This is a genomic window from Anaerovorax sp. IOR16, assembly GCF_017168145.1.
In the GTDB taxonomy this organism is placed as follows: Bacteria; Bacillota; Clostridia; order Peptostreptococcales; family Anaerovoracaceae; genus IOR16.
On sequence record NZ_JADQTL010000010.1, the window covers coordinates 95,380 to 114,692 of the forward strand.

22 protein-coding genes and 1 pseudogene are annotated in these 19,313 nt (G+C 39.0%); all 23 read right to left on the reverse strand.

Annotated features, from left to right (window positions below; all coding sequences use genetic code 11):
* Window positions 1–9: 9 nt before the first annotated feature.
* Complete coding sequence (fabF, locus tag I2490_RS10990; RefSeq protein WP_206459817.1) at window positions 10–1,263, reverse strand: beta-ketoacyl-ACP synthase II; 1,254 nt, start codon at window positions 1,261–1,263, stop codon at window positions 10–12.
* A gap of 10 nt (window positions 1,264–1,273) precedes the next feature.
* Window positions 1,274–2,383, reverse strand: a complete 1,110-nt coding sequence (locus tag I2490_RS10995; RefSeq protein ID WP_206459818.1) for an NAD(P)H-dependent flavin oxidoreductase — start codon at window positions 2,381–2,383, stop codon at window positions 1,274–1,276.
* Window positions 2,376–3,116, reverse strand: coding sequence for a 3-oxoacyl-[acyl-carrier-protein] reductase (gene fabG / locus I2490_RS11000; RefSeq protein WP_206459819.1), 741 nt, complete (start codon window positions 3,114–3,116; stop codon window positions 2,376–2,378). Before fabG ends, I2490_RS10995 begins: the two co-directional genes overlap by 8 nt.
* Before the next feature lie 24 nt (window positions 3,117–3,140).
* Window positions 3,141–4,055 (reverse strand): ACP S-malonyltransferase, encoded by a 915-nt coding sequence (fabD, locus tag I2490_RS11005; protein ID WP_206459820.1) that lies wholly within the window; start codon window positions 4,053–4,055, stop codon window positions 3,141–3,143.
* Window positions 4,043–4,990, reverse strand: coding sequence for an enoyl-[acyl-carrier-protein] reductase FabK (fabK, locus tag I2490_RS11010; protein WP_206459821.1), 948 nt, complete (start codon window positions 4,988–4,990; stop codon window positions 4,043–4,045). Before fabK ends, fabD begins: the two co-directional genes overlap by 13 nt.
* Window positions 4,991–4,999: 9 nt before the next feature.
* Window positions 5,000–5,224: an acyl carrier protein gene (locus tag I2490_RS11015; protein WP_206459822.1), complete on the reverse strand. Its 225-nt coding sequence runs from the start codon at window positions 5,222–5,224 to the stop codon at window positions 5,000–5,002.
* A 25-nt stretch (window positions 5,225–5,249) separates the two neighbouring features.
* A complete protein-coding gene (locus I2490_RS11020; RefSeq protein WP_206459823.1) occupies window positions 5,250–6,209 on the reverse strand; it encodes a beta-ketoacyl-ACP synthase III in 960 nt (319 codons plus the stop codon).
* A complete protein-coding gene (locus tag I2490_RS11025) occupies window positions 6,206–6,670 on the reverse strand; it encodes a MarR family winged helix-turn-helix transcriptional regulator (RefSeq protein WP_206459824.1) in 465 nt (154 codons plus the stop codon). The genes I2490_RS11020 and I2490_RS11025 overlap by 4 nt, the downstream gene beginning before the upstream one ends.
* A 290-nt stretch (window positions 6,671–6,960) precedes the next feature.
* Complete coding sequence (locus I2490_RS11030; RefSeq protein WP_206459825.1) at window positions 6,961–7,602, reverse strand: RDD family protein; 642 nt, start codon at window positions 7,600–7,602, stop codon at window positions 6,961–6,963.
* A 166-nt stretch (window positions 7,603–7,768) separates the two neighbouring features.
* The gene (locus I2490_RS11035) at window positions 7,769–9,475 is read right to left on the reverse strand and encodes a C69 family dipeptidase (protein ID WP_206459826.1); all 1,707 of its coding nucleotides are present in this window, start codon (window positions 9,473–9,475) and stop codon (window positions 7,769–7,771) included.
* A 233-nt stretch (window positions 9,476–9,708) separates the two neighbouring features.
* The gene (locus tag I2490_RS11040) at window positions 9,709–10,155 is read right to left on the reverse strand and encodes a cupin domain-containing protein (protein WP_206459827.1); all 447 of its coding nucleotides are present in this window, start codon (window positions 10,153–10,155) and stop codon (window positions 9,709–9,711) included.
* Between the two features lie 19 nt (window positions 10,156–10,174).
* Window positions 10,175–11,407 (reverse strand): ethanolamine utilization protein EutH, encoded by a 1,233-nt coding sequence (locus I2490_RS11045; RefSeq protein WP_209010611.1) that lies wholly within the window; start codon window positions 11,405–11,407, stop codon window positions 10,175–10,177.
* Window positions 11,408–11,454: 47 nt separating this feature from the next.
* Complete coding sequence (locus I2490_RS11050; protein ID WP_206459828.1) at window positions 11,455–11,994, reverse strand: BMC domain-containing protein; 540 nt, start codon at window positions 11,992–11,994, stop codon at window positions 11,455–11,457.
* A gap of 5 nt (window positions 11,995–11,999) precedes the next feature.
* The gene (locus I2490_RS11055; protein WP_206459829.1) at window positions 12,000–13,352 is read right to left on the reverse strand and encodes a 4Fe-4S dicluster domain-containing protein; all 1,353 of its coding nucleotides are present in this window, start codon (window positions 13,350–13,352) and stop codon (window positions 12,000–12,002) included.
* 27 nt (window positions 13,353–13,379) lie between these two features.
* Window positions 13,380–13,661: a EutN/CcmL family microcompartment protein gene (locus tag I2490_RS11060; RefSeq protein ID WP_206459830.1), complete on the reverse strand. Its 282-nt coding sequence runs from the start codon at window positions 13,659–13,661 to the stop codon at window positions 13,380–13,382.
* A 60-nt stretch (window positions 13,662–13,721) separates the two neighbouring features.
* On the reverse strand, window positions 13,722–14,453 hold the full coding sequence (locus I2490_RS11065; RefSeq protein ID WP_206459831.1) for a hypothetical protein: 732 nt from the start codon (window positions 14,451–14,453) through the stop codon (window positions 13,722–13,724).
* Between the two features lie 15 nt (window positions 14,454–14,468).
* On the reverse strand, window positions 14,469–15,293 hold the full coding sequence (eutJ, locus tag I2490_RS11070; protein ID WP_206459832.1) for an ethanolamine utilization protein EutJ: 825 nt from the start codon (window positions 15,291–15,293) through the stop codon (window positions 14,469–14,471).
* Between the two features lie 15 nt (window positions 15,294–15,308).
* Window positions 15,309–15,917: a phosphate propanoyltransferase gene (gene pduL, locus I2490_RS11075; protein WP_206459833.1), complete on the reverse strand. Its 609-nt coding sequence runs from the start codon at window positions 15,915–15,917 to the stop codon at window positions 15,309–15,311.
* 11 nt (window positions 15,918–15,928) lie between these two features.
* A complete protein-coding gene (locus I2490_RS11080) occupies window positions 15,929–16,693 on the reverse strand; it encodes an ATP-binding protein (RefSeq protein WP_206459834.1) in 765 nt (254 codons plus the stop codon).
* A 36-nt stretch (window positions 16,694–16,729) separates the two neighbouring features.
* Window positions 16,730–17,014: a BMC domain-containing protein gene (locus I2490_RS11085; RefSeq protein WP_206459835.1), complete on the reverse strand. Its 285-nt coding sequence runs from the start codon at window positions 17,012–17,014 to the stop codon at window positions 16,730–16,732.
* 12 nt (window positions 17,015–17,026) lie between these two features.
* A complete protein-coding gene (eutM, locus tag I2490_RS11090; protein WP_206459836.1) occupies window positions 17,027–17,308 on the reverse strand; it encodes an ethanolamine utilization microcompartment protein EutM in 282 nt (93 codons plus the stop codon).
* A 25-nt stretch (window positions 17,309–17,333) separates the two neighbouring features.
* Window positions 17,334–18,806 carry an acetaldehyde dehydrogenase (acetylating) gene (locus I2490_RS11095; RefSeq protein ID WP_206459837.1) on the reverse strand — a complete coding sequence of 491 codons (1,473 nt, stop codon included), beginning with the start codon at window positions 18,804–18,806 and terminating at the stop codon, window positions 17,334–17,336.
* 263 nt (window positions 18,807–19,069) lie between these two features.
* A pseudogene (locus I2490_RS17075) lies at window positions 19,070–19,312 on the reverse strand (BMC domain-containing protein); the annotation flags it as partial.
* Window position 19,313 lies beyond the last annotated feature (1 nt).

Below are 19,313 nucleotides of genomic sequence, written 5' to 3' on the forward strand. Positions count from 1 at the left end.
AACCGCTCCTTACTCTTCTATTTTACGAAATGCAATACAACCATTGTGTCCGCCAAATCCAAGAGATATTGACATACCAAGTTTGACATCTGCATCAACACTCTTATTTGGTGTATAGTTTAAATCACATTCCGGATCCATTTCTTTATAGCCAATCGTTGGTGGAATTTTTCCATTCTTCAATGCTAACACAGTTGCAGCAGCTTCAATCGCACCAGCGGCACCAAGCATATGTCCAGTCATTGACTTTGTAGAACTAATGTAAACTTTCTTGGCTTTCTCTTCACCTAAAGCTAGTTTAATTGCTTTCGTTTCTGTTTTATCATTAAGCGGTGTACTGGTACCATGTGCATTAATATATATTCGATCTTCTTTCATTAAAGCAGGATCAAGTGTCGCCGCTTCATCCAATGCCAAAGAAATCGCTTTCGCTCCACCCATCGCTTCCGGATGTGGTGCTGTCATATGATAAGCATCGTTTGTATTGCCGTATCCGACCATCTCAGCATATATGTTAGCTCCACGATTGATTGCATGTTCATATTCTTCCAAAATTAAAATAGCGGCTCCTTCACCCATAACAAACCCATCTCTATTTTTATCAAACGGAATTGAGCTCGCATCAGGATCATTTTTTTGGGTTAATGCCATACAATTGGTAAATCCAGCTACTGCCAAAGGAACAATGGTTGCTTCCGTTCCACCAGCAATAATTGCATCTGCATACCCAAATTTAATGGTGCGGAACGCTTCACCAATCGCATTGGTTGACGTAGCGCAAGCGGTAACTATTGGAAGACTCGGTCCTTGTGCATGGAAACGGATGGCAATGTTCCCGGTCGCCATATTTCCAATCATCATAGGAATAAAAAACGGAGAAATTCGATTTGGTCCCTTAGATAAAAGTTTTTGTGCTTCATCAAAAAAAGTACTCATTCCACCAGTTCCAGATCCCACATAAACACCAAGACGAGCCGGATCAGTATTTTCTTCCGTAATTCCTGCATCTTCTACTGCTTGCACAGCAGCAGCTATCGCATATTGTGAAAAGAGGTCTTGCTTTCTTGCCTCTGCTTTTTCCATATATTTTAGAGGATCAAAGTCTTTTACTTCACCTGCTATTTTTACCTTGTAATTACTTGTATCAAATTTTGTTATAAAATCAATGCCGTTTTTTCCAGATATTAAGCCATTCCAAAATGCATCAACTTGATTGCCTACCGGAGAAATTGCTCCAAGTCCGGTTACTACAACTCTTCTCATATTATTCCTCCTATCTTACGGTCTCTTGCTCGTACCTTGCACGAAAACCTTCTTCCAGTTCTTTAAATAACTGTTCCACCGTTAAGATACGATCCACACGATATCCATTTGCACCGATAAAAGCAAATCCATTTTCTATTTTTCCGTGAACCGCATTAATTAGTGCCGAAGAAATACAATAAGGGCTCCCTTCTTCTTTGCAAGTTTTAATACAATGCCGACTACAATTTTTAGGATTCTTTAATCCTTTTTTTGCATCGGTTAAAAACTCATTTATGATTGCTCTTCCAGGTAATCCCACGGGACTTTCTATTATTCCAATATCTTTTTTTGTGCAATTAATATAAGCTTGTTTGAACGCAAGGTCTGCATCGCACTCTTCAGTTGCTACAAAACGAGTTGCCATTTGTACACCACTTGCACCAAGGCTTAACATTGTATAAATATCTTCACCTGTATAAACACCGCCTGCAGCAATGACGGGAATGCTCTTTTTCGCATCTTCTTCTATTTTTTTTACTTCCTCAACAACTTCCGGAACTAAGCTTTCCAGACGATAAGCAGGGTCATCAATTTGTTCTTTGGAAAACCCTAAATGACCTCCGGCCATAGGCCCTTCAACTACAAACGCATCCGGAGCATATTGATAATGACTCATCCAACGTTTTGCAATCAATTTAGCTGTTCTTGCCGAAGAAACGATAGGTACTAATTTCGTTTTGCTCCCTTCAATTAAGGCAGTCGGCAAATTTAAAGGCAATCCTGCTCCAGCAAAAATAACATCAATCCCCTCTTCGACGGCAGCCCTTGCCGTTTCAGCAAATTCAGAAATAGCAACCATAATATTGACACCAAGAATACCTTTTGTCGCTAGCTTTGCCTTTCGAATTTCCTGTCTTAGAATGGATATATTTCGACTCTCTTCTTTATTTTCTTCAATTTCACATGGAATTCCAACATAGCCAAGTCCTACAGCAGATATAACTCCAATTCCTCCGGCTTCCGCTACTGCGACGGCCAGTTTCCTTCCGGATACTCCAATACCCATTCCACCTTGTACAATGGGCGTAGGGAGATGTAAATCTCCGATTTTAAGACCTTTCCCATACCAATTAAACATAAAGTCCACCATCTACCTTAATCGTTTCACCCGTAATATAGTTTGCTTGATCACTGGCAAGAAAAACAGCAATATTGGCTATATCTTCCGGCTTTCCCATTCTCTTTAATGGAATGGCTTCAATCGCTGCTTCCTTCGTCTTCTCAGAAAGCTTAGCTGTCATATCCGTTTCAATAAACCCAGGTGCTATGGCATTACAGGTGATACCTCTTGAAGCAAACTCTTTTGCAACTGTTTTTGTTAAACCAATGAGCCCTGCCTTAGCTGCGGAATAATTTGCCTGCCCAGGATTTCCCATTAAACCGGATACGGAAGAAATATTAATAATGGTTCCCTGACGCTGCTTCATAAACGGTCCGCAAAAATGCTTAATCATATGAAAGGCACCTTTCAGATTCGTGTCAATGACCTTATCAAAATCCTGCTCCTTCATAGAAAAAATCAATCCATCCTTTGTGATCCCTGCATTATTTACTAAAATATCTATTTTCCCAAAACGTGAAATTGCCTGTTTAACCACTTCGCCTGTCTGAGAAAAATCAGTAACATCACATAAAAAAGCTTCCGCCTCAACACCGAAGCTTCGAATTTCTTCACAGGTTTCCAAAGCTGCAGATTGATTGGACGCATACGCAAATGCAATGTTGGCTCCATTTTTCGCCATGGCAATTGCAATGGCTTTCCCTAAGCCTCTGGATGCACCTGTAATAAATGCCGTTTTGTTTTTTAACATAATATTCTCCTAAACCACCGCGTATTATTTTAGCTCTGCCAAAACACGATGTAAGTCGCCTTCTTTCTCCACGTTATAGACGGATGCTTGCGGTGCAATCTTTTTAATCAACCCGGAAAGTGTCTTTCCCGGTCCCACTTCTATAAATGTATCAAAGCCTTCTTCTACCATATTTTCTATAGTTGCTTGCCATAATACCGGGTTCATAACCTGCTTGGTTATTAATTCCTTACATCTTTCTTTTGTATATGGTGTTGCAGTTGCATTTGCATACACAGGATAAATTGCATCCTCTACAGAAACATCTTTTAAAAATGTCTCTAATTCTAAGGATGCCTCTTTCATAAACGGACTATGGAATGCACCGCTAACTGCAAGTGGTACAGCCATTCCTCCTACTTCCTTTACTGCCTTTATAAGATCTGGTAACGCTTCCTTTTTTCCAGCCACTACCGTTTGTACCGGACTGTTAAAGTTAACAGGAAACGTACCTGCTTCTTCATCACATAAAGAGACAACAATTTCCGGCTTTAACTTTAATACTGCAGCCATTCCACCAGGATTCCTTGCTGCTGCATCGTTCATAGCTTCGCCACGTTTATAAACCAAAGCAAATCCTTCTTTTAAAGAAATCATATTAGAAAAAGCCAAAGCTGGAATTTCACCCAAAGAAAAGCCTGCTACTGCATCAGGAACGATTCCTTTTGCTTTTAAAGCCTCTGCAATAGCTAAGTCAACAGCAAACAAACATGGTTGCGTATTTGCAGTAATAGAAAGTTCCTCTTTTGTTCCAAAAAAACATTGGTCCTTTGTTCCCTGACGCATATCCTCTATCTGATCGAAAATGCCCTTCGCAGCGTCACTGCATTCATAAAGTTCCTTTCCCATACCAGGGTATTGCGCTCCTTGACCGGCAAATACAAAAGCTATTTTACCCATTTCGTTCCTCCACGAAGTACTTTTTCTGCATCTTCAAAAATTTCTTTAATAATTTCAGCTGCCGTTTGTTCTTTTTTTACCATAGCGGCAATCTGTCCTGACATAAAGCTTCCTTTTTTTTCATCGCCCAATATAGCAGCTGCATATAAAGAACCTGCTCCATATGCTTCTAATTCTGCATCAGACACATTGCTGTTGTATTCCATCTTCAAAAACTCTCTTGAAAATGGCGTTTTTAAAGCACGAACCGGATGGCCAAGCCGCTTTCCGGTAGTCATCGTATCAATATCCTTAGCTTTTAATATCTTATTTTTATAATTTTGATGTACGTTGCATTCTTTTGCCACTAAAAATCGAGTCCCCAATTGAACGCCTACCGCTCCAAGCATAAAGGAAGCAGCAATGCCTCTGCCATCGGCAATTCCTCCTGCCGCAAGAACCGGTATATCTACCGCATCGCATACCTGTGGTACCAAAGACATTGTTGTAATTTCTCCAACATGGCCACCGGATTCTCCACCCTCTGCTATAACAGCAACCGCTCCATTTCTCGCTACTAGTTTCGCAATGCCTGTTGACGGTACAACAGGAATGACTTTTATACCAGCTTTAATCCAATCCTTCATATATTTTGATGGATTTCCAGCTCCGGTCACTACCACAGCCACTTTCTCCTCAGCAACTAACTTTGAAACTTCTTCTACGTGGGGACTCATCAGCATTATGTTCACACCAAAAGGTTTATCGGTCAGCGATTTTGCCTTACGAATTTCCTTTCTAAGCCACTCCCCATCTGCATTCATTGCAGAAATAATCCCAAGACCTCCAGCATTGGAAACTGCGGCTGCCAAATCAGCATCCGCAATCCATGCCATTCCACCCTGGAAAATGGGATATTCGATTCCTAATATCTCACAAATTGGTGTCTTAATCATGATTAACCCCTATTCCAATGCCGCATCAATTGCCTTTACTACGTCTCCAACCGTTTTCATATCTTCGTTCATTTCAAGAGAAATACTAAATTCATCTTCTAAATTCATTACTAATTCTACAGTGTCTAAAGAATCCAATTCCAATTCAGCCCATGTGCTTTCCATTTTAATTTTATCTGCTTCACAATCCTTTGCATCTACTAAAATGTTTGCTACCTTTTCAAATGTTGTCATATTCTTATCCTCCAATTTACTTTCTTTATTTGCTCCAACGTAGGATACATGCCCCTGTTGTAAGGCCTCCACCAAAGGAGCTCATCGCTAATAAGTTTCCTTTTTTTAATGTTCCTGCTTTGTTGACTTCATCCAACAATAACGGAACTGCTGCTGCCGAGGTATTTCCTCTGCAATTTATATTGGTGAGAAATTTTTCTCCATCAATATCCAATCGACCTATCGCAGAATCCAAGATTCGCATATTTGCCTGATGCGGCAAAACATAATCAATTTCTTCTCCAGTAACACCGGCTAGCTTCATAACCGTTTTGATATCCCTACACATTGAAGATACGGCAAAACGGAAAACTTCCTTTCCATCCATTTGAAGGAAAGGCTCTAGTTCACTTTCCTTACGAAACGGACAATTCCCGGAAACATTAGGAGCTGCAAGTGCATGAGTATTTCCTTTGGCAGTCAAGCGTATCGCCAATAGATCTTCTCCTTCTCCTAAAACGACCGCTCCTGCACCATCGGCAAAGATGACACTAGTGTTGCGTTCTCTCCAATCGACCAGCTTTGAAATAGCTTCTGCTGCTACAATTAAAATTTTCATTTTTGGATTTCTTGCAAAATACCCTGTCGCTACATCCATAGCGTATAAAAATCCAGTACAAGCTGCATTTAAATCAAATGCAGGGCATTTTGCTCCAATCCGAGCTTGTAACACACACGCCATTGAAGGGGTGATATAATCCCCAGATAATGTAGCACAAATAATCAAATCCAATTCTTCTGCTGTAACTCCACTATCTTCTAATGCACGTTTTGCAGCTAACTCAGCTAAATCAGTTATGGTTTCTTCTCCACAAATCCGGCGTTCCTCAATTCCAGTTCGAGTTCGAATCCATTCATCATCTGTATCCATGATCTTTGCCAGATCATCATTTGTTTTACAAAGAGACGGTAGACCACTACCGGTTCCTAATATTCGAAAGCTCATTTTTTATTCCTCGCTTCCAGTCTTTTCTTGAAAAACTCGTTTAATTTAGTAATACCTCTTACCAAAATTTCTTTTTCTTCTTCCGTCATGCCTGCAGCTACATTTCGAACCATATTCTCATGAAAATACTGATGCCCGGCATTAACCTTATGACCCAATCGAGTTAATTTCACAAAAACACGTCTTCCGTCATTTTCAGACTTAATTTTCTCAACGTAACCTTTTCTGGCTAACTTATTGATTGCAACGGTAACAGAAGATAATGTAATATTCATATCCAAAGCAATGTCGCTAATGGTTTTTCCCTTTTCTTTATCCTTTGCTACTGCTTCCAACAAATGCAATTCATTAATCGAAAGATCCGATTGCTCCGAATTCCTAACTGCCTGCTCTTCTATTTTCAATATAGAACGAAAGGTATCTGCTAATAAACCATTCAGCTCTCTGGAAAATAGATCCATTCTGTTTCCTCCTTGTATGCTATTTCTTTTAATGATATGTAAAATAATAATTAGATTGACGAACTAATTATAAAACTGATTAGTTAGTTTGTCAAACTATTTTCCAGTTTTTTTCCTATCATAAGATTTATTCCCAAAATAACACGGATTCAATCCACAGTTAAATTCTCCAATATTTTTTAAACTATACTTTATGCTATTATCTATAAAAATTCAAATAAATAAAGAAAAAAATGATTTCCACTTTTAGAAAATCATTTCTTATTAGATTCATTATCTCATTTTATTTTTTATACTATAGAATTCCAAATAGCATCTCCTATTTCAATTAAAATCATCAATATAATCATTATATAATTTATAAATGAGAGATTTTTATATAAAACAATCGTTCCCTGTTTTTCATCCCATTTTGACTGACCGTTAGAATTTTGATTAACATAATCAAAAGCGTTAAGCATCGTAAAAAGACTTATTATTGGAAATCCCAAGCCGAAACCATAAAGAAAGCACTGCCAATTGCGTACAATAAGACGCTTGAATGTTAAAGGCACCTGTTCTTTTTCAGAGATAAGTTTTATTCCAAGAATCCAACGTCCTGGGGTTGTTCCAAATTGATATAATAAGAGAGGCTCGATAAAGAAAAAAATAAAAATTATAATTAATGTAATCATTATATACACATTAGAAAAAGATACTGTTTCATAAATTTTGGAGTTTATATTTCTAACTATCAATACAGTAACTAATAAAATTATGGCATTAATAATAATACCATCAATCATTCTTGAAAAATATCTTCGCCATGGATTAGTTGGGTAATAACGATATTTTCCATAGCCTTCATATATTTTATCCGTTTTTTCTTCAAGTTCAACAACTCTGACTTCATTTTTATTTTCTTCATTTTCTTTTAAGTATTCTTGTTGCATTTTAAAACAATATGATTTATTAACCTATATAATAAATCATCCTTTCCCTTTCTTATCATTAATTAATAGCAAGATCTCTTATGCAATTAAAAGAGACTGGTTTTTTCAATCTTTATAAAAAAAGCAGCCTCTTTAAAGAATTAATTTATTTGCTTACTATTTGTGCTTATAATCCAGATACAAAATCCAATGGTAAATACGTAATTCCTTTTTCTACACGAGGAGCCTCTGACATTTTTTCGGTTGTCGTTGCCCCATTCTTAGCAATTTTGTATTCTAAATCTCCAGGAATAATGCTATAAACCGTAGAACCCTTTGTTAAAGTAATCGGCTTATCCTTTGCCGTCCATTTTACACTATACCCCTTTATATGTGCCGCATCTCGAATTGCCATACTTGCAACAAACGGTCCACCGATCCGATCTAATTTGCGTCCGTTACGATCCATAACAAAATACAGCAATTCATTATAAAGATAATCTGCATCAAAACAAGCTTTCTTTGCAATGTCCATATGCAGCTTCGTTATATAATCTTTCGCTGCTTTTGGATCTTTTGCATAAAGAGTAATCATCTGTTTCTCTGCTTTTTGCATATCCTTGTATAAACTTTCCTCATATAAGTTCCAATAGTCTCGTACACCCTGTCCATAGAAACTTCTGTTTTGCTCTGCTAACGCGCAAATTCTCTTAAACTTCCAGTAAGCACCGTCATAGTTTGGTCGTTCACCATCTACTTTGTAAGCGGAATACGTGTCATTGATTCCACTAAAATTCGGTAAGAATACAGAATGCTCTGCATTACCAAAAGCAAGCCACTGCAATGCTGAAATTTCAGCTGGATAATTTTCTTTTACTTGAATTACATGAATTTGTGATTGTCGTTCTACACCGATAAAACGAAGTCCCTTATTTTCAGGCAGTGCACCATCATATTTTGTGCCTTCATAACGATTGCGAAGAACATCCATCGCGTCCAATGCAGAAACTTTTTTGTCCGGATTATAAAACAATGGATACATAGTTTCTGTCTTATATTCTCCTACTGTGGATGGTGCTAACAATCTATGCCCCATCCAAGTACGCATATTTGAATAGTCCTCTCTTGGAGCTGCAAAGGTTAGAGCTAGGTGTACCTTACCATCTACTTTTTGTGTCCATCCATTTTTATCTGCTGTTGTAAATAAATCCTTATGGTGCATAAAATTTTCTGTATCACTTGGGTCGACCGTTTCTATCATAAACTGATTTCCAAACACAGCTATTTTATCAGTTGGCATTTTTTGTGCTGCCCACAAATGTCCACTATAAACTTCAAAAATCCATGCCTCATTTTGGTCGGCAAGCATGATTACATTTCCTTCTTCCGAACCGGATGTTTCAATAATGTCTGCCAGAAGCTTGACCCCATCCTTTGCAGTCTTACAGGTTGCTGCAATAATTCCGGTAAGAGCAGCTTCACGCAAAGATCCCTCAACATAAGGATCAACTTCCTCAATTTCCGGCTTTACGTAAGCCGATACAGTAGCCGTAATGGATAGTCCGTACTCGTTTGTACAAGCCCCTGCATAAGTTCCATCTCCAGCATCGGAATAATCCGGCACCATTGTGTATTTGTATGTTGTTGCCGGTAATTTATAGGAAAATCCATTTACATCATCGATGGTTCGACCCGGAACATTTTCCACTCGATCAACAACTACAAACATCTTGTTATAAGCACCTGTACCCTGATCCTCACTTCTTGCAAGGATAGTGCTTCCATCCGTACTTACATCCTTTCCTACGTAAACTGCAGTACAAGCAAACGCACTTGCTGTACTTAGAGTTAGCGCCGCAATCAACGCAACCGCCAAGATTCTAAATCTCCTCATATTTTTGCCTCCTTAAAGCATTATTAAATATTTAGGAATCATTTGATTTTATTTTACTATAGAAAAAGGTATGCGTCTATATTGACAGTTTGAATTTTCTAAATTTTTTATATTATTTTTGTATGTAACATTATTTTAAATAGCATACAAAATTCGACAATATTTAAAATAGTTCGGAAAGAAAAAAACCTAGAAAAATTTTTTCTAGGTTTTTATGTAGTCTTACTTGTCTTTTATCCCAGTTCCTGCCAATTTGCTGGATACACAAAATATGCATATCTTGTATAATCCGGAGTACTAAAAGATATATGGCTATCCTTTGGAATCAATATAATATCTCCTTTTTTGCCGGTAATCTTACGTCCTCCGTCGATTAAAATTTCTAAAGTCCCATCAATCACATAATCAAACTCATCATAAGTAAGCGTCCATTCAAATTCCGCTCCATCAAAAAGCTCCATGATACCCGCACCCATTCTTGGCGCTTCTTCCAACGTAACGATATCCTTAAGCTTAACATCAGTTCTTCCTTCAAATTCTTCTGTTTTTACAGTATCCGCTCGAACGACTAAAATGCCGCTTTGATCTACTTCTTTTTCAAACTCTTTCTCCATATTAGCATGTGATTGCATTAAAACTCGTTCCACAATCTCACGAATGAGTTGTTCACTGACATTCATATTTTCCTCCTCCTTGTATTTATGCTGCGATTTCACTATTTCCTTCGTCAATTTTGCTTAATAACTTAGGAGATAATGCATTTGCCAGTATCAGTGCAGTTACACCTGCAACCAACTTACCTACAACAACAGGGAAAATCATGTCAGGATTATTTCCTGCAGTAAATCCAAGATGATCACCGAAAACAAAAGCTGCGGATACAGCAAAGGCTACATTCAACAATTTTGCTTTTGGATTCATTTCATGTAAAATATTAAACATGGCAATGTTATTTGCTAAATTAGCTACCATACCTGCAGAACCCTTATCGTTCATTCCAAGCACTTTGCCGATTCGTTCCAAAGCACCACCAAAGGTATTGGTAATCCATAGAACCATAGGGAATGCACCCGCTAAAACAATTGCAATTTGTCCGCAGACCAAAAGACCGGATTCTAACCCGACGACACCACCATTCTTATCCGGATCTACCATAATGTCAAAGAGTGGGAATCGAATTCCTGTTAAATATTGGAAAATAGCAATTGCCGTAAAAACTGTAATTACAATGGTAACACCGGTTCCAAAACGGTTAAATCCATTAATCATAGAAGTTGGCTTGAACCAAAGTCCCAGTACGATCAATCCAGCTACAATGATAACCGGTATAAGGTTAATTAGAATACGAATGAGGCTAATCTTATAAGGTGTAATATTCATAACTAAACCACCTGCTATACACCCTAGCGGTAAGGTAATCAAACCTGCTAATACACCAGCGGCAAGATATGGACGATCTTCCTTTTTTATAATAGATAATGCAACCGGAATCGTAAATACGATGGTCGGTCCCATCATAGAACCTAAAATCAATCCTGAGAAATTACCAATCGTTTCATCTGCCGCCAACTCCATTGCCAACGGATAACCACCCATGTCACAAGCTAGCAAGGTCGTTGCAAACATTGCAGGGTCAGCTCCGAAAACAGTATAAATCGGTGCAATGAATGGTTTTAATAAAATTGATAATACCGGTGCTGCTGCGACTACCCCTGCCATAGCGATTGCCAAAGGTCCCATTGCATTAAAGCCTTCATCAAATTGTTCTCCATAGCCGAGTTTATTTCCTCTAATTTTATCTACGGCACCTACTAACATGAAAATCGTCATAATTGTTACAATAATAGAATTTACGGTCAAATTTGAAACATACGATTGTAAGCTCGATGTCAATACTGACACATCAAAAGCTTCTATTAGTTCATTAAACATAGATTACCTCCTATTTCATTTTTCTGTGAAATGCCTCCATACTTATACTATAATAAGTTTTCAAGTAGCTTTGGTGACGGTCTTGGTATTACCGTACTTCCTACCATAAGTTCACTTTCTTTTTGCGCAGCTGCTACTGCAGCCCTTACTGCTCCTACATCTCCGGTCAGCGTTACGATTCCTTTACCTCCAATTGCACAGCCCATACGAACTTCAATTAATGTAATGTTTGCCGCTTTTGCTGCCGCATCTGCAGCAATGATTGTTGATGCAATGGAATAAAATTCAAGGACTCCCACTGCTCCCAGATTTTCCACTGGATTTGTCATATTAATCGCTAAAATTACTTGTTGATCAATATTCGGAATGAATAAAGTATCCACTGCACATTCACCGCTTCGCAGTATACCCTCCTTCATAGCAGCTTCTACGGCTCCAGTTTCACCACCGACTACAATAATATATTTTCCCGGACAAACGGTAGATGCTCTCAATAGTTCCACCTGTGCCGCTTTTACCATGTAATCACATACTTCAATTCCTCTTGCAATGCTGTTCAATTCAACCATGCCGATTGCATTTGCCATTGACCTCACTCCTCACTTCCTATGATTACAGCCTTTTCGCTATCAATTAATGTAATTTTTCCACTGATACTGGCATGTAAGTTTGCACAAAGAACATTTTCGCCTGTAACTGCAATCAAATCACCCTTTTGAACAAATTCTCCAACTTCTCTGCAAGCCTGCGCTCCCACACCAATATGCTGTTTAAAATAAAGAGTTACTGATTTTGGCACATACTCCTTGCAAGGTTCTTTTGCATGAAGAGATGCATATTTCGTCAGTCCCAATCTCGCGATCAGCCTTTCCGTAGGAATTCTTCTCCATTTTAAATCCTCTCTCACCTGAGGTGATTGATTTTTTATTGGACTAATTTTCCTTTCAGCTAGCTGACTCTTGATATATCCATTTACTTTTCGAGGAGACAACCCCATTGGACAAGCAAACATTTCACAGACTCCGCAATCACAACAGTTTGCTGCACTTCCAAATGCCCGTTCATATTCCGCATTTTCACAAATGACTTTCTCCTTATAAAGATTTCGCATGATTTGATTTGGTCTTATATCATGACCAATTAAATAGCGAGGACACATATCTGTACACATTTTACACTGTACACAGGCACTTCTAGCTTGTGCGGCAATACTAGAGAGAGATAGGCTTGCTCGTTCAACTAGATAGTGCCCTTTTGGTAATACAATGACGTTACCGGTTGTTTTAGTAACAAACTCATTATATACTTCTTCTCCTTTGTGTACCTTTCCCATCATAGGACCACCTATGATAAAATCATATTCCGAAGAAATAGGCATTGCAATATCAATGCATTCTTTGATTGGAGTTCCAATTGGTACCTTTAACATCATAGGTTTTTCTACTTCACCCACTACCGAAAGAAATTTATCCGTTACTGGTTTTCCGCAAACAGCCTCTCCTACATTTAAAACAGTACCGACATTATCCACGACTGCACCAACATGCAAAGGCAATCCTCGTTCAGGTACGGTTCTTCCTGTAACGAATTGCACCAAGATTTGTTCATCACCTGCAGGGTAAAAGGAAGGCATTTGAACCAACTCAAAGGAAGATTTTACTTTGTGGATTGCTGTAGACAATGCTTCAATCTCTTCTTTGTATTTACTTTTTAATGCAATTATCTTTTTCTTTGATCCTAAATGAGCTGCGATTAGCTCAGCTGAAGCAATCAATTCCTCTGGAAAAGTCCTCATTAAGTATTTATCCGTTTCGATCAAAGGTTCACATTCTGCAGCATTTACAATAAATATATCTGCTTTTGCATTTAACTTAACATGAGTAGGAAACCCGGCACCACCGGCTCCTACGACCCCTGCAGACCTTACTGCTTCTATCAGTTTCATAGAATCACCTCACTATCCTGAGTCGATTTATAGCACATTTTTATCAATTTCCTGATCATCTACAATCCCTACAACAGTAGCATCAACAGGAGTTTTCAAGTCTCCAACCGCACTGCGTGCAGAACTCCCGGAAACAATCAATACCGTTTCCCCCACTCCCGCTCCAATGATATCTGCGGCAACAATTGGGCTCATTTCTTCTTTTTTTTCTAGTAGATCTACCGGCAATACAATAAGAAGCTTTAATCCAGCTAATCGTTCTTCTTTTCTTGTTGCCCAAATTGTACCAATGACTTTCCCTACCTGCATATCCTTCCTTCCTCTCTACGACAGTTCCATTGCTCTCCATCCATCTTGTTAATATGCGTCTCATTGTACAGTAAATGTGATCCCTCTTTCTCTCGCATAATCCTTCGCAAGATCGGTTACAATTGTCTTTCCACTAATCTGAAGTTCCGTTATTTGTTTTGCATACGCTTCATGGATATCTCTCTCTGTTACCACTCTTTTTACAACACGCAATACTTCTTTACCCCTAATGGGATTTAAAGGTTGCTCATTATTTTCACATGGCTCATCCTTGCATACTTTTTCCTCACAAATAACAGAATATAATTGCTCCATATCACACAATTGCACACCCGACCGTTTTAAAAGTGCTACATATTGAAGCATATGATCATAATACGCTATTGGAGCGGTTTTCTGATAAGAAAGCAGTTCCAATTCCTCAGTGGGAATAATCACTCTTTTTCCCATTAAAATTGCCTGAATCGCTAATGCTGTTAAAGGGGTGTCTCCGATACCGTTTGCAATCTTCACTAATCGTTCATTGCTAACTTTACGAAGCACTACTGTATCAGCTGCAGCTATATTGCAGTCATAATTTTTTGTCAATGCACATTCAACATTCCATTCCTGATTGGAATCCATACAATCCCATAATTCATGACATGGTTCACTATGCTCCGGCGACAAGATCAATAGTCTTTTTTTCATCTTACATTCATTTAAAGTTGTGTGACATTCCAACGAGCTTCGTTCTTCTAATTTTGTTTTTACTCTTGCTGCAATCTCATCAACCAGTTCGTTCCATTCCATTCGCTCGCCTCCTTCCTAGCCGGCAATACAATTCATAGCAATTCCTGCAGGAGTCACTAAAAATGGATTATCCGGCTTTATAGTTGCAACCCCTGTCTCTTTTTCAAAAATTCCTTCGATTCCGGTAAGACAACAGGTCCCCCCACAAAGGTAAATCGTATCAATTTCTTCAGATCGAACATACCGCTTTACAATCGTAGCCATTTTTTCTACTACCGCTTTTACTACAGGTAAAATTTCTTTATGCTTACGATAATCCTGTTTAATTACTTCTGCTTGAGCAAAATCAATGTGAAAATTTCCTGCGAGAACTAAAGAAATATGTGTTCCTCCAGTTGGTTCATCTTCCATACGAATCACCTCACCATTACGGAGTATCGCAATTCCTGTAGTTCCACCTCCAATGTCTACAACGGCTCCATTGTCGATTTGATAAACGGCATTTGCTGCAGATGGTTCATCTAAAATATTTGTAACTTCTAACCCAGCACCTTCTGCTACATATGTATGTGTGCGTATACTGCTCTCTGTACCGGCAGGCATTGCAATTGCACAATTTACCAGTTCTCTTCCACCTAGCCGTTCCTCTAATTTTGCCTTTAAATCTCTTACAATTTGTAAAGCCCCTAAATAGTCAACCACCACGCCATCCTTTAACACACTGGCGGCTTGTTTTTCACAAGCAATTGGGTTATCCATCTCGTCAAGCACAACCATAACAATGTAAGCAGTCCCCAGATCTACCCCTACCTTTAATTTTTCTCCTACAGGCAGAAAGGTATTTTTCTCTGATTGTGCAATCCGTTCCATATATTTATTTACTCTTTGCAAATCCATCATATCTCCCGCCTTTTTTCATTTTCGGATTCTTGCTATTACAAAGCCGCTGCATCCCGATGCATTTGCTTCATCGGTGTCAATATGTGCTTTGCATCTTGATTGCGTATCAATTCTTACAACTGCATTTATTACAGTTGGTCGAGATGTTAACAGTTCCAACTTTACTTTCTGTTGATCAGACAATGCTAAGGTTTTGCCCATTTCCGGCGTCATATGAACGTGTGCCTCTGCAACAATTACCCCTTCTTTCAAAGGTACTTCCCCATAAGGTCCTTTTAACATTGCGTTTCCTGAGTTCTTCAGATCTCCGGATAAACGAACCGGTGCCTTAATTCCCAGAGATAAGCAATCACTCTGAGCAAGTTCTACTTGCGTTGCTTTACGAACAGGTCCAAGAACAGATAGTTTCTTCTCCCCTTTCGGTCCTATGAGAATCACCTTTTCTTCTGCCAAATATTGTCCAGGTTGTGACAAATCTCGTTTCCACGTTAAATTTGCTCCTTTACCGAATAAGACTTCCAAATCTGACTGACACAGGTGTATATGTCTTGCAGAAACTTCTACTTGTATGAAACCATTTTTTTGTATTGCTGAGGTTACAATATCCACTATGTTATTTTCCATCTGTATTCTCCCTACTTATATATCCCTGCTAAATATCGACACATCATAATGTGCAATGCACTGGATAATCGATTCAATGCTTCTATAATATCCGTTCGGCTACATTTTCTATTTTCCATAAAAGCCATAGCTGCTGCGACCTCTACCTCACGAATAGAGGAACGAAGTCGATTTAAGATCGCATAACGACTACCCATCTGATAGGAAGGAAGTACCATCTGCTTGATTTTAAAATACTTCATTGGATTGTGAGATTGATCTCTTAATTCTTTATGACTTAATCCAATTATAGTGTCATTGTAAAAACCCTCATTTAATACATCACAACGCATAATTTCCTGTAATACGGATAGGATTCCATCCAAATCCTTTAACAAATTCTGCGCAGCTCCACTCTCTGCTAACATGGCTTGATCCAAAACAATCTGTGATTGTATGGAATCCAACTTCCCTCGAAAGTAAATCCTTGCATGGTTTTTTACTACAAGAACGTTATCGTAAAGCTGGCACATATGTTCGGGCTTATCAATATAGTAAGCTCCGCTTTCAAAGTCTACATAGTTAGGCTTTAGAGGCTCCGGAGTCTGTTTCATAGACCCCGAAACACTCTTCTCATTTTGTTTTGGTTCGGCACCTTTGGGAGCGATCTTTATTTTACGTTGCTGTAGATATTCGCGACCAGCCGGAGATAATATTTTCCCCTCCGGAATATAATAAATTTCAGGTTCCTTGTTTCTCAGCTCGTCACGTAAAATAGCTTCCGTTATTACCTTCAAATCATCTCACCTCCTGCCTCACTGCAAAGTCTTCCTTTATTTTTGCAAAGCCGGAAGTATCATTTCCACTTCTTCATGTGGTCTCGGAATGACATGCACAGACAGTAATTCGCCAACTCTTTCCGCTGCTGCTGCACCAGCATCGGTTGCTGCTTTTACAGCGCCCACATCGCCTCTTACCATAACGGTAACCAATCCACCGCCTACGTGTTCTTTTCCGATTAAAGTAACGTTTGCAGCCTTTACCATAGCATCCGCAGCTTCAATGGAACCTACTAGGCCTTTTGTTTCTATCATTCCCAACGCTTGCATCGTTGCCATATTCTCTCCTCCTTACTTTAATACTGGAAGTATCATTTCCACTTCTTCATGTGGTCTTGGAATGACATGCACAGAAATTAATTCGCCAACTCTTTCCGCTGCTGCTGCACCTGCATCCGTAGCTGCTTTTACAGCCCCCACATCACCTCTTACCATAACAGTAACCAATCCACCGCCTACGTGTTCTTTTCCAATCAAAGTAACGTTTGCCGCTTTTACCATAGCATCCGCTGCCTCAATGGAACCTACTAGGCCTTTTGTTTCTATCATACCTAACGCTTGCATTGTAGCCATATTATTTCCTCCTTATCATAACTGTCTAAACAGCTTCCAATTGTCGAATAATTTCTCGAACAATCTCATTCACTTGATTTGCTTGTAATTGTACACAACTTAAATTTTCACTTGGCTGTGAAGCTTCCTTTCGGATCTTTTCCATATTCTTTGTTCCATACGCAATATGCCGTAAATTATACAATTGCTCTGGTCCTACATTTTCGCTGGTTGCACTTCCGCCAACAGCTCCGCATCCTAACGTTAACGATGGCATCAATCCTGTCGATGCTCCAATACCACCCATAGCACCCGGGCTATTTATAATGAATCTTGATACCGGAACACGCTTTGCAAAGTAGTCTATGATCTCCTGATTTTCCGAATGAATGATAAATGTATGACCCGCTCCTTCATAATATAAGATTTCACAGCACCGATCACAAACCGCCTTATAATCCTTTTCTGCATAAAATGCTAAAATTGGAGTCAGCTTTTCATTGGAATACGGATGACCTCTTCCTACACCATCCTCTTCTGCTACAATAACACGTGTACTTTCTGGTATTGAAATTCCGGAAAGAGTAGCAATGTCTTGTGCACTCTTACCGACAATCATCGGGTTCATCGTTCCATTAGAACGAAGAATAAAGTTCCCAAGCTTTTCTTTCTCCTCAGGATTTAGGAAATAAGCACCTTGACGTTTCATTTCCGCCTGAATCGCTTCTTTTTGATCCAAATCACAGATTACGGATTGCTCAGTTGCGCAAATCGTTCCATTATCAAAGGTTTTGGAATCGAAAATGCAACGAACAGCCTTTTCCAAATTAGCAGAACGTTCAATATATGCAGGACCATTGCCTGGTCCGACTCCAATAGCCGGTGTTCCAGAGGAATAAGCAGCTCTTACCATTGCAGATCCCCCAGTTGCAAGGATTAAAGAAGTATCCGGATGACTCATAAGCACATCAGTTGCTTGAATCGTCGGTAAAGAAACGCATCCAACAAGATCACAGTTTCCACCCGCCTCTGTAATAGCTTGACGAATCACCTTTACCGTCTCTAAAATACAATTTAATGCATTCGGATGAGGAGAAAATACAATCGCATTGCCTGCTTTAATTGCAATTTCTGCTTTGTAAAATACCGTAGAGGTTGGATTTGTTGAAGGAATTAATCCTGCAATTACCCCCATAGGTATCGCCAAAGCATACGTTCTTGCTTCTTTATCCTCTTTCAGAACGCCTATTGTTTTCATATCCTTGATTCGATCATAAACACCTTTGCTCCCAAAAATATTTTTTATTTCTTTGTCTGCTACAACGCCAAAACCCGTTTCATCATGAGCAAGCTGTGCCAGTCTTTTTGCATTTCGAACGCCTGCCTCTGCAATCGACTTTACAATTAAGTCGACATCTTCTTGTTTTTTTTGTGCTAACTCAAGCTGCGCTACTTTCGCACGCTCTACTAACTCTCTGACTTCCTGCACAGACAGCAAATCCTTATCATAAAGTAGCATCAGTCTTCTCTCCCTTCATTAAATTCGCTGATTGCTTTAATTAATTCGCTCTTCTTCGCAAATTTGATTTCATTTTTTGTCATATTTGTTATTTCTAAGGTTCGTGCAAGATGTCGCAATTCCTCAACCGATTTTTGAGCCAAATCGTCTTCTGATGCGGCTGCAGGCTTAGTCGTTTCAGAAGAAACCTCTTTTTTAACCGTTTCATTTTTCTTATGCGATATCGGTTTTTGAATTTCAAGCATCTTCATAACACCTTCACTTGGTCTTGGAATTACATGCACTGACACAATTTCTCCTACACGATTGGCGGCTGCGGCAGCAGCGTCCATAGCAGCCTTTACTGCTCCTACGTCACCCATAATAATAACCGATACCAACCCACCTTTCACCTTAGTAACGCTGTGCAGGGTTACATTTGCAGCTTTCAACGCACTGTCTAATGCCTCGACTGCACTTAAAAACCCTTTCACTTCTATCATTCCTATGGCTTTCATAACCTGCATC

Coding starts and splice junctions, on each gene's coding strand:
- I2490_RS11025 (WP_206459824.1), bottom strand. CDS start 6,670: ATGGATCTATTTTCCAGAGAGCTGAATGGTTTATTAGCAGATACCTTT.
- I2490_RS10995 (WP_206459818.1), bottom strand. CDS start 2,383: ATGTTTAATTGGTATGGGAAAGGTCTTAAAATCGGAGATTTACATCTC.
- I2490_RS11050 (WP_206459828.1), bottom strand. CDS start 11,994: ATGGCAAATGCAATCGGCATGGTTGAATTGAACAGCATTGCAAGAGGA.
- I2490_RS11020 (WP_206459823.1), bottom strand. CDS start 6,209: ATGAGCTTTCGAATATTAGGAACCGGTAGTGGTCTACCGTCTCTTTGT.
- fabG (WP_206459819.1), bottom strand. CDS start 3,116: ATGTTAAAAAACAAAACGGCATTTATTACAGGTGCATCCAGAGGCTTA.
- I2490_RS11065 (WP_206459831.1), bottom strand. CDS start 14,453: ATGGAATGGAACGAACTGGTTGATGAGATTGCAGCAAGAGTAAAAACA.
- I2490_RS11015 (WP_206459822.1), bottom strand. CDS start 5,224: ATGACAACATTTGAAAAGGTAGCAAACATTTTAGTAGATGCAAAGGAT.
- eutM (WP_206459836.1), bottom strand. CDS start 17,308: ATGGCTACAATGCAAGCGTTAGGTATGATAGAAACAAAAGGCCTAGTA.
- I2490_RS11085 (WP_206459835.1), bottom strand. CDS start 17,014: ATGGCAACGATGCAAGCGTTGGGAATGATAGAAACAAAAGGCCTAGTA.
- I2490_RS11035 (WP_206459826.1), bottom strand. CDS start 9,475: ATGAGGAGATTTAGAATCTTGGCGGTTGCGTTGATTGCGGCGCTAACT.
- fabK (WP_206459821.1), bottom strand. CDS start 4,990: ATGATTAAGACACCAATTTGTGAGATATTAGGAATCGAATATCCCATT.
- fabD (WP_206459820.1), bottom strand. CDS start 4,055: ATGGGTAAAATAGCTTTTGTATTTGCCGGTCAAGGAGCGCAATACCCT.
- I2490_RS11030 (WP_206459825.1), bottom strand. CDS start 7,602: ATGCAACAAGAATACTTAAAAGAAAATGAAGAAAATAAAAATGAAGTC.
- pduL (WP_206459833.1), bottom strand. CDS start 15,917: ATGGAAAATAACATAGTGGATATTGTAACCTCAGCAATACAAAAAAAT.
- I2490_RS11040 (WP_206459827.1), bottom strand. CDS start 10,155: ATGAATGTCAGTGAACAACTCATTCGTGAGATTGTGGAACGAGTTTTA.
- I2490_RS11095 (WP_206459837.1), bottom strand. CDS start 18,806: ATGCTACTTTATGATAAGGATTTGCTGTCTGTGCAGGAAGTCAGAGAG.
- I2490_RS11045 (WP_209010611.1), bottom strand. CDS start 11,407: ATGTTTAATGAACTAATAGAAGCTTTTGATGTGTCAGTATTGACATCG.
- fabF (WP_206459817.1), bottom strand. CDS start 1,263: ATGAGAAGAGTTGTAGTAACCGGACTTGGAGCAATTTCTCCGGTAGGC.
- I2490_RS11060 (WP_206459830.1), bottom strand. CDS start 13,661: ATGCAGGTAGGGAAAGTCATTGGTACAATTTGGGCAACAAGAAAAGAA.
- I2490_RS11055 (WP_206459829.1), bottom strand. CDS start 13,352: ATGAAACTGATAGAAGCAGTAAGGTCTGCAGGGGTCGTAGGAGCCGGT.
- eutJ (WP_206459832.1), bottom strand. CDS start 15,293: ATGATGGATTTGCAAAGAGTAAATAAATATATGGAACGGATTGCACAA.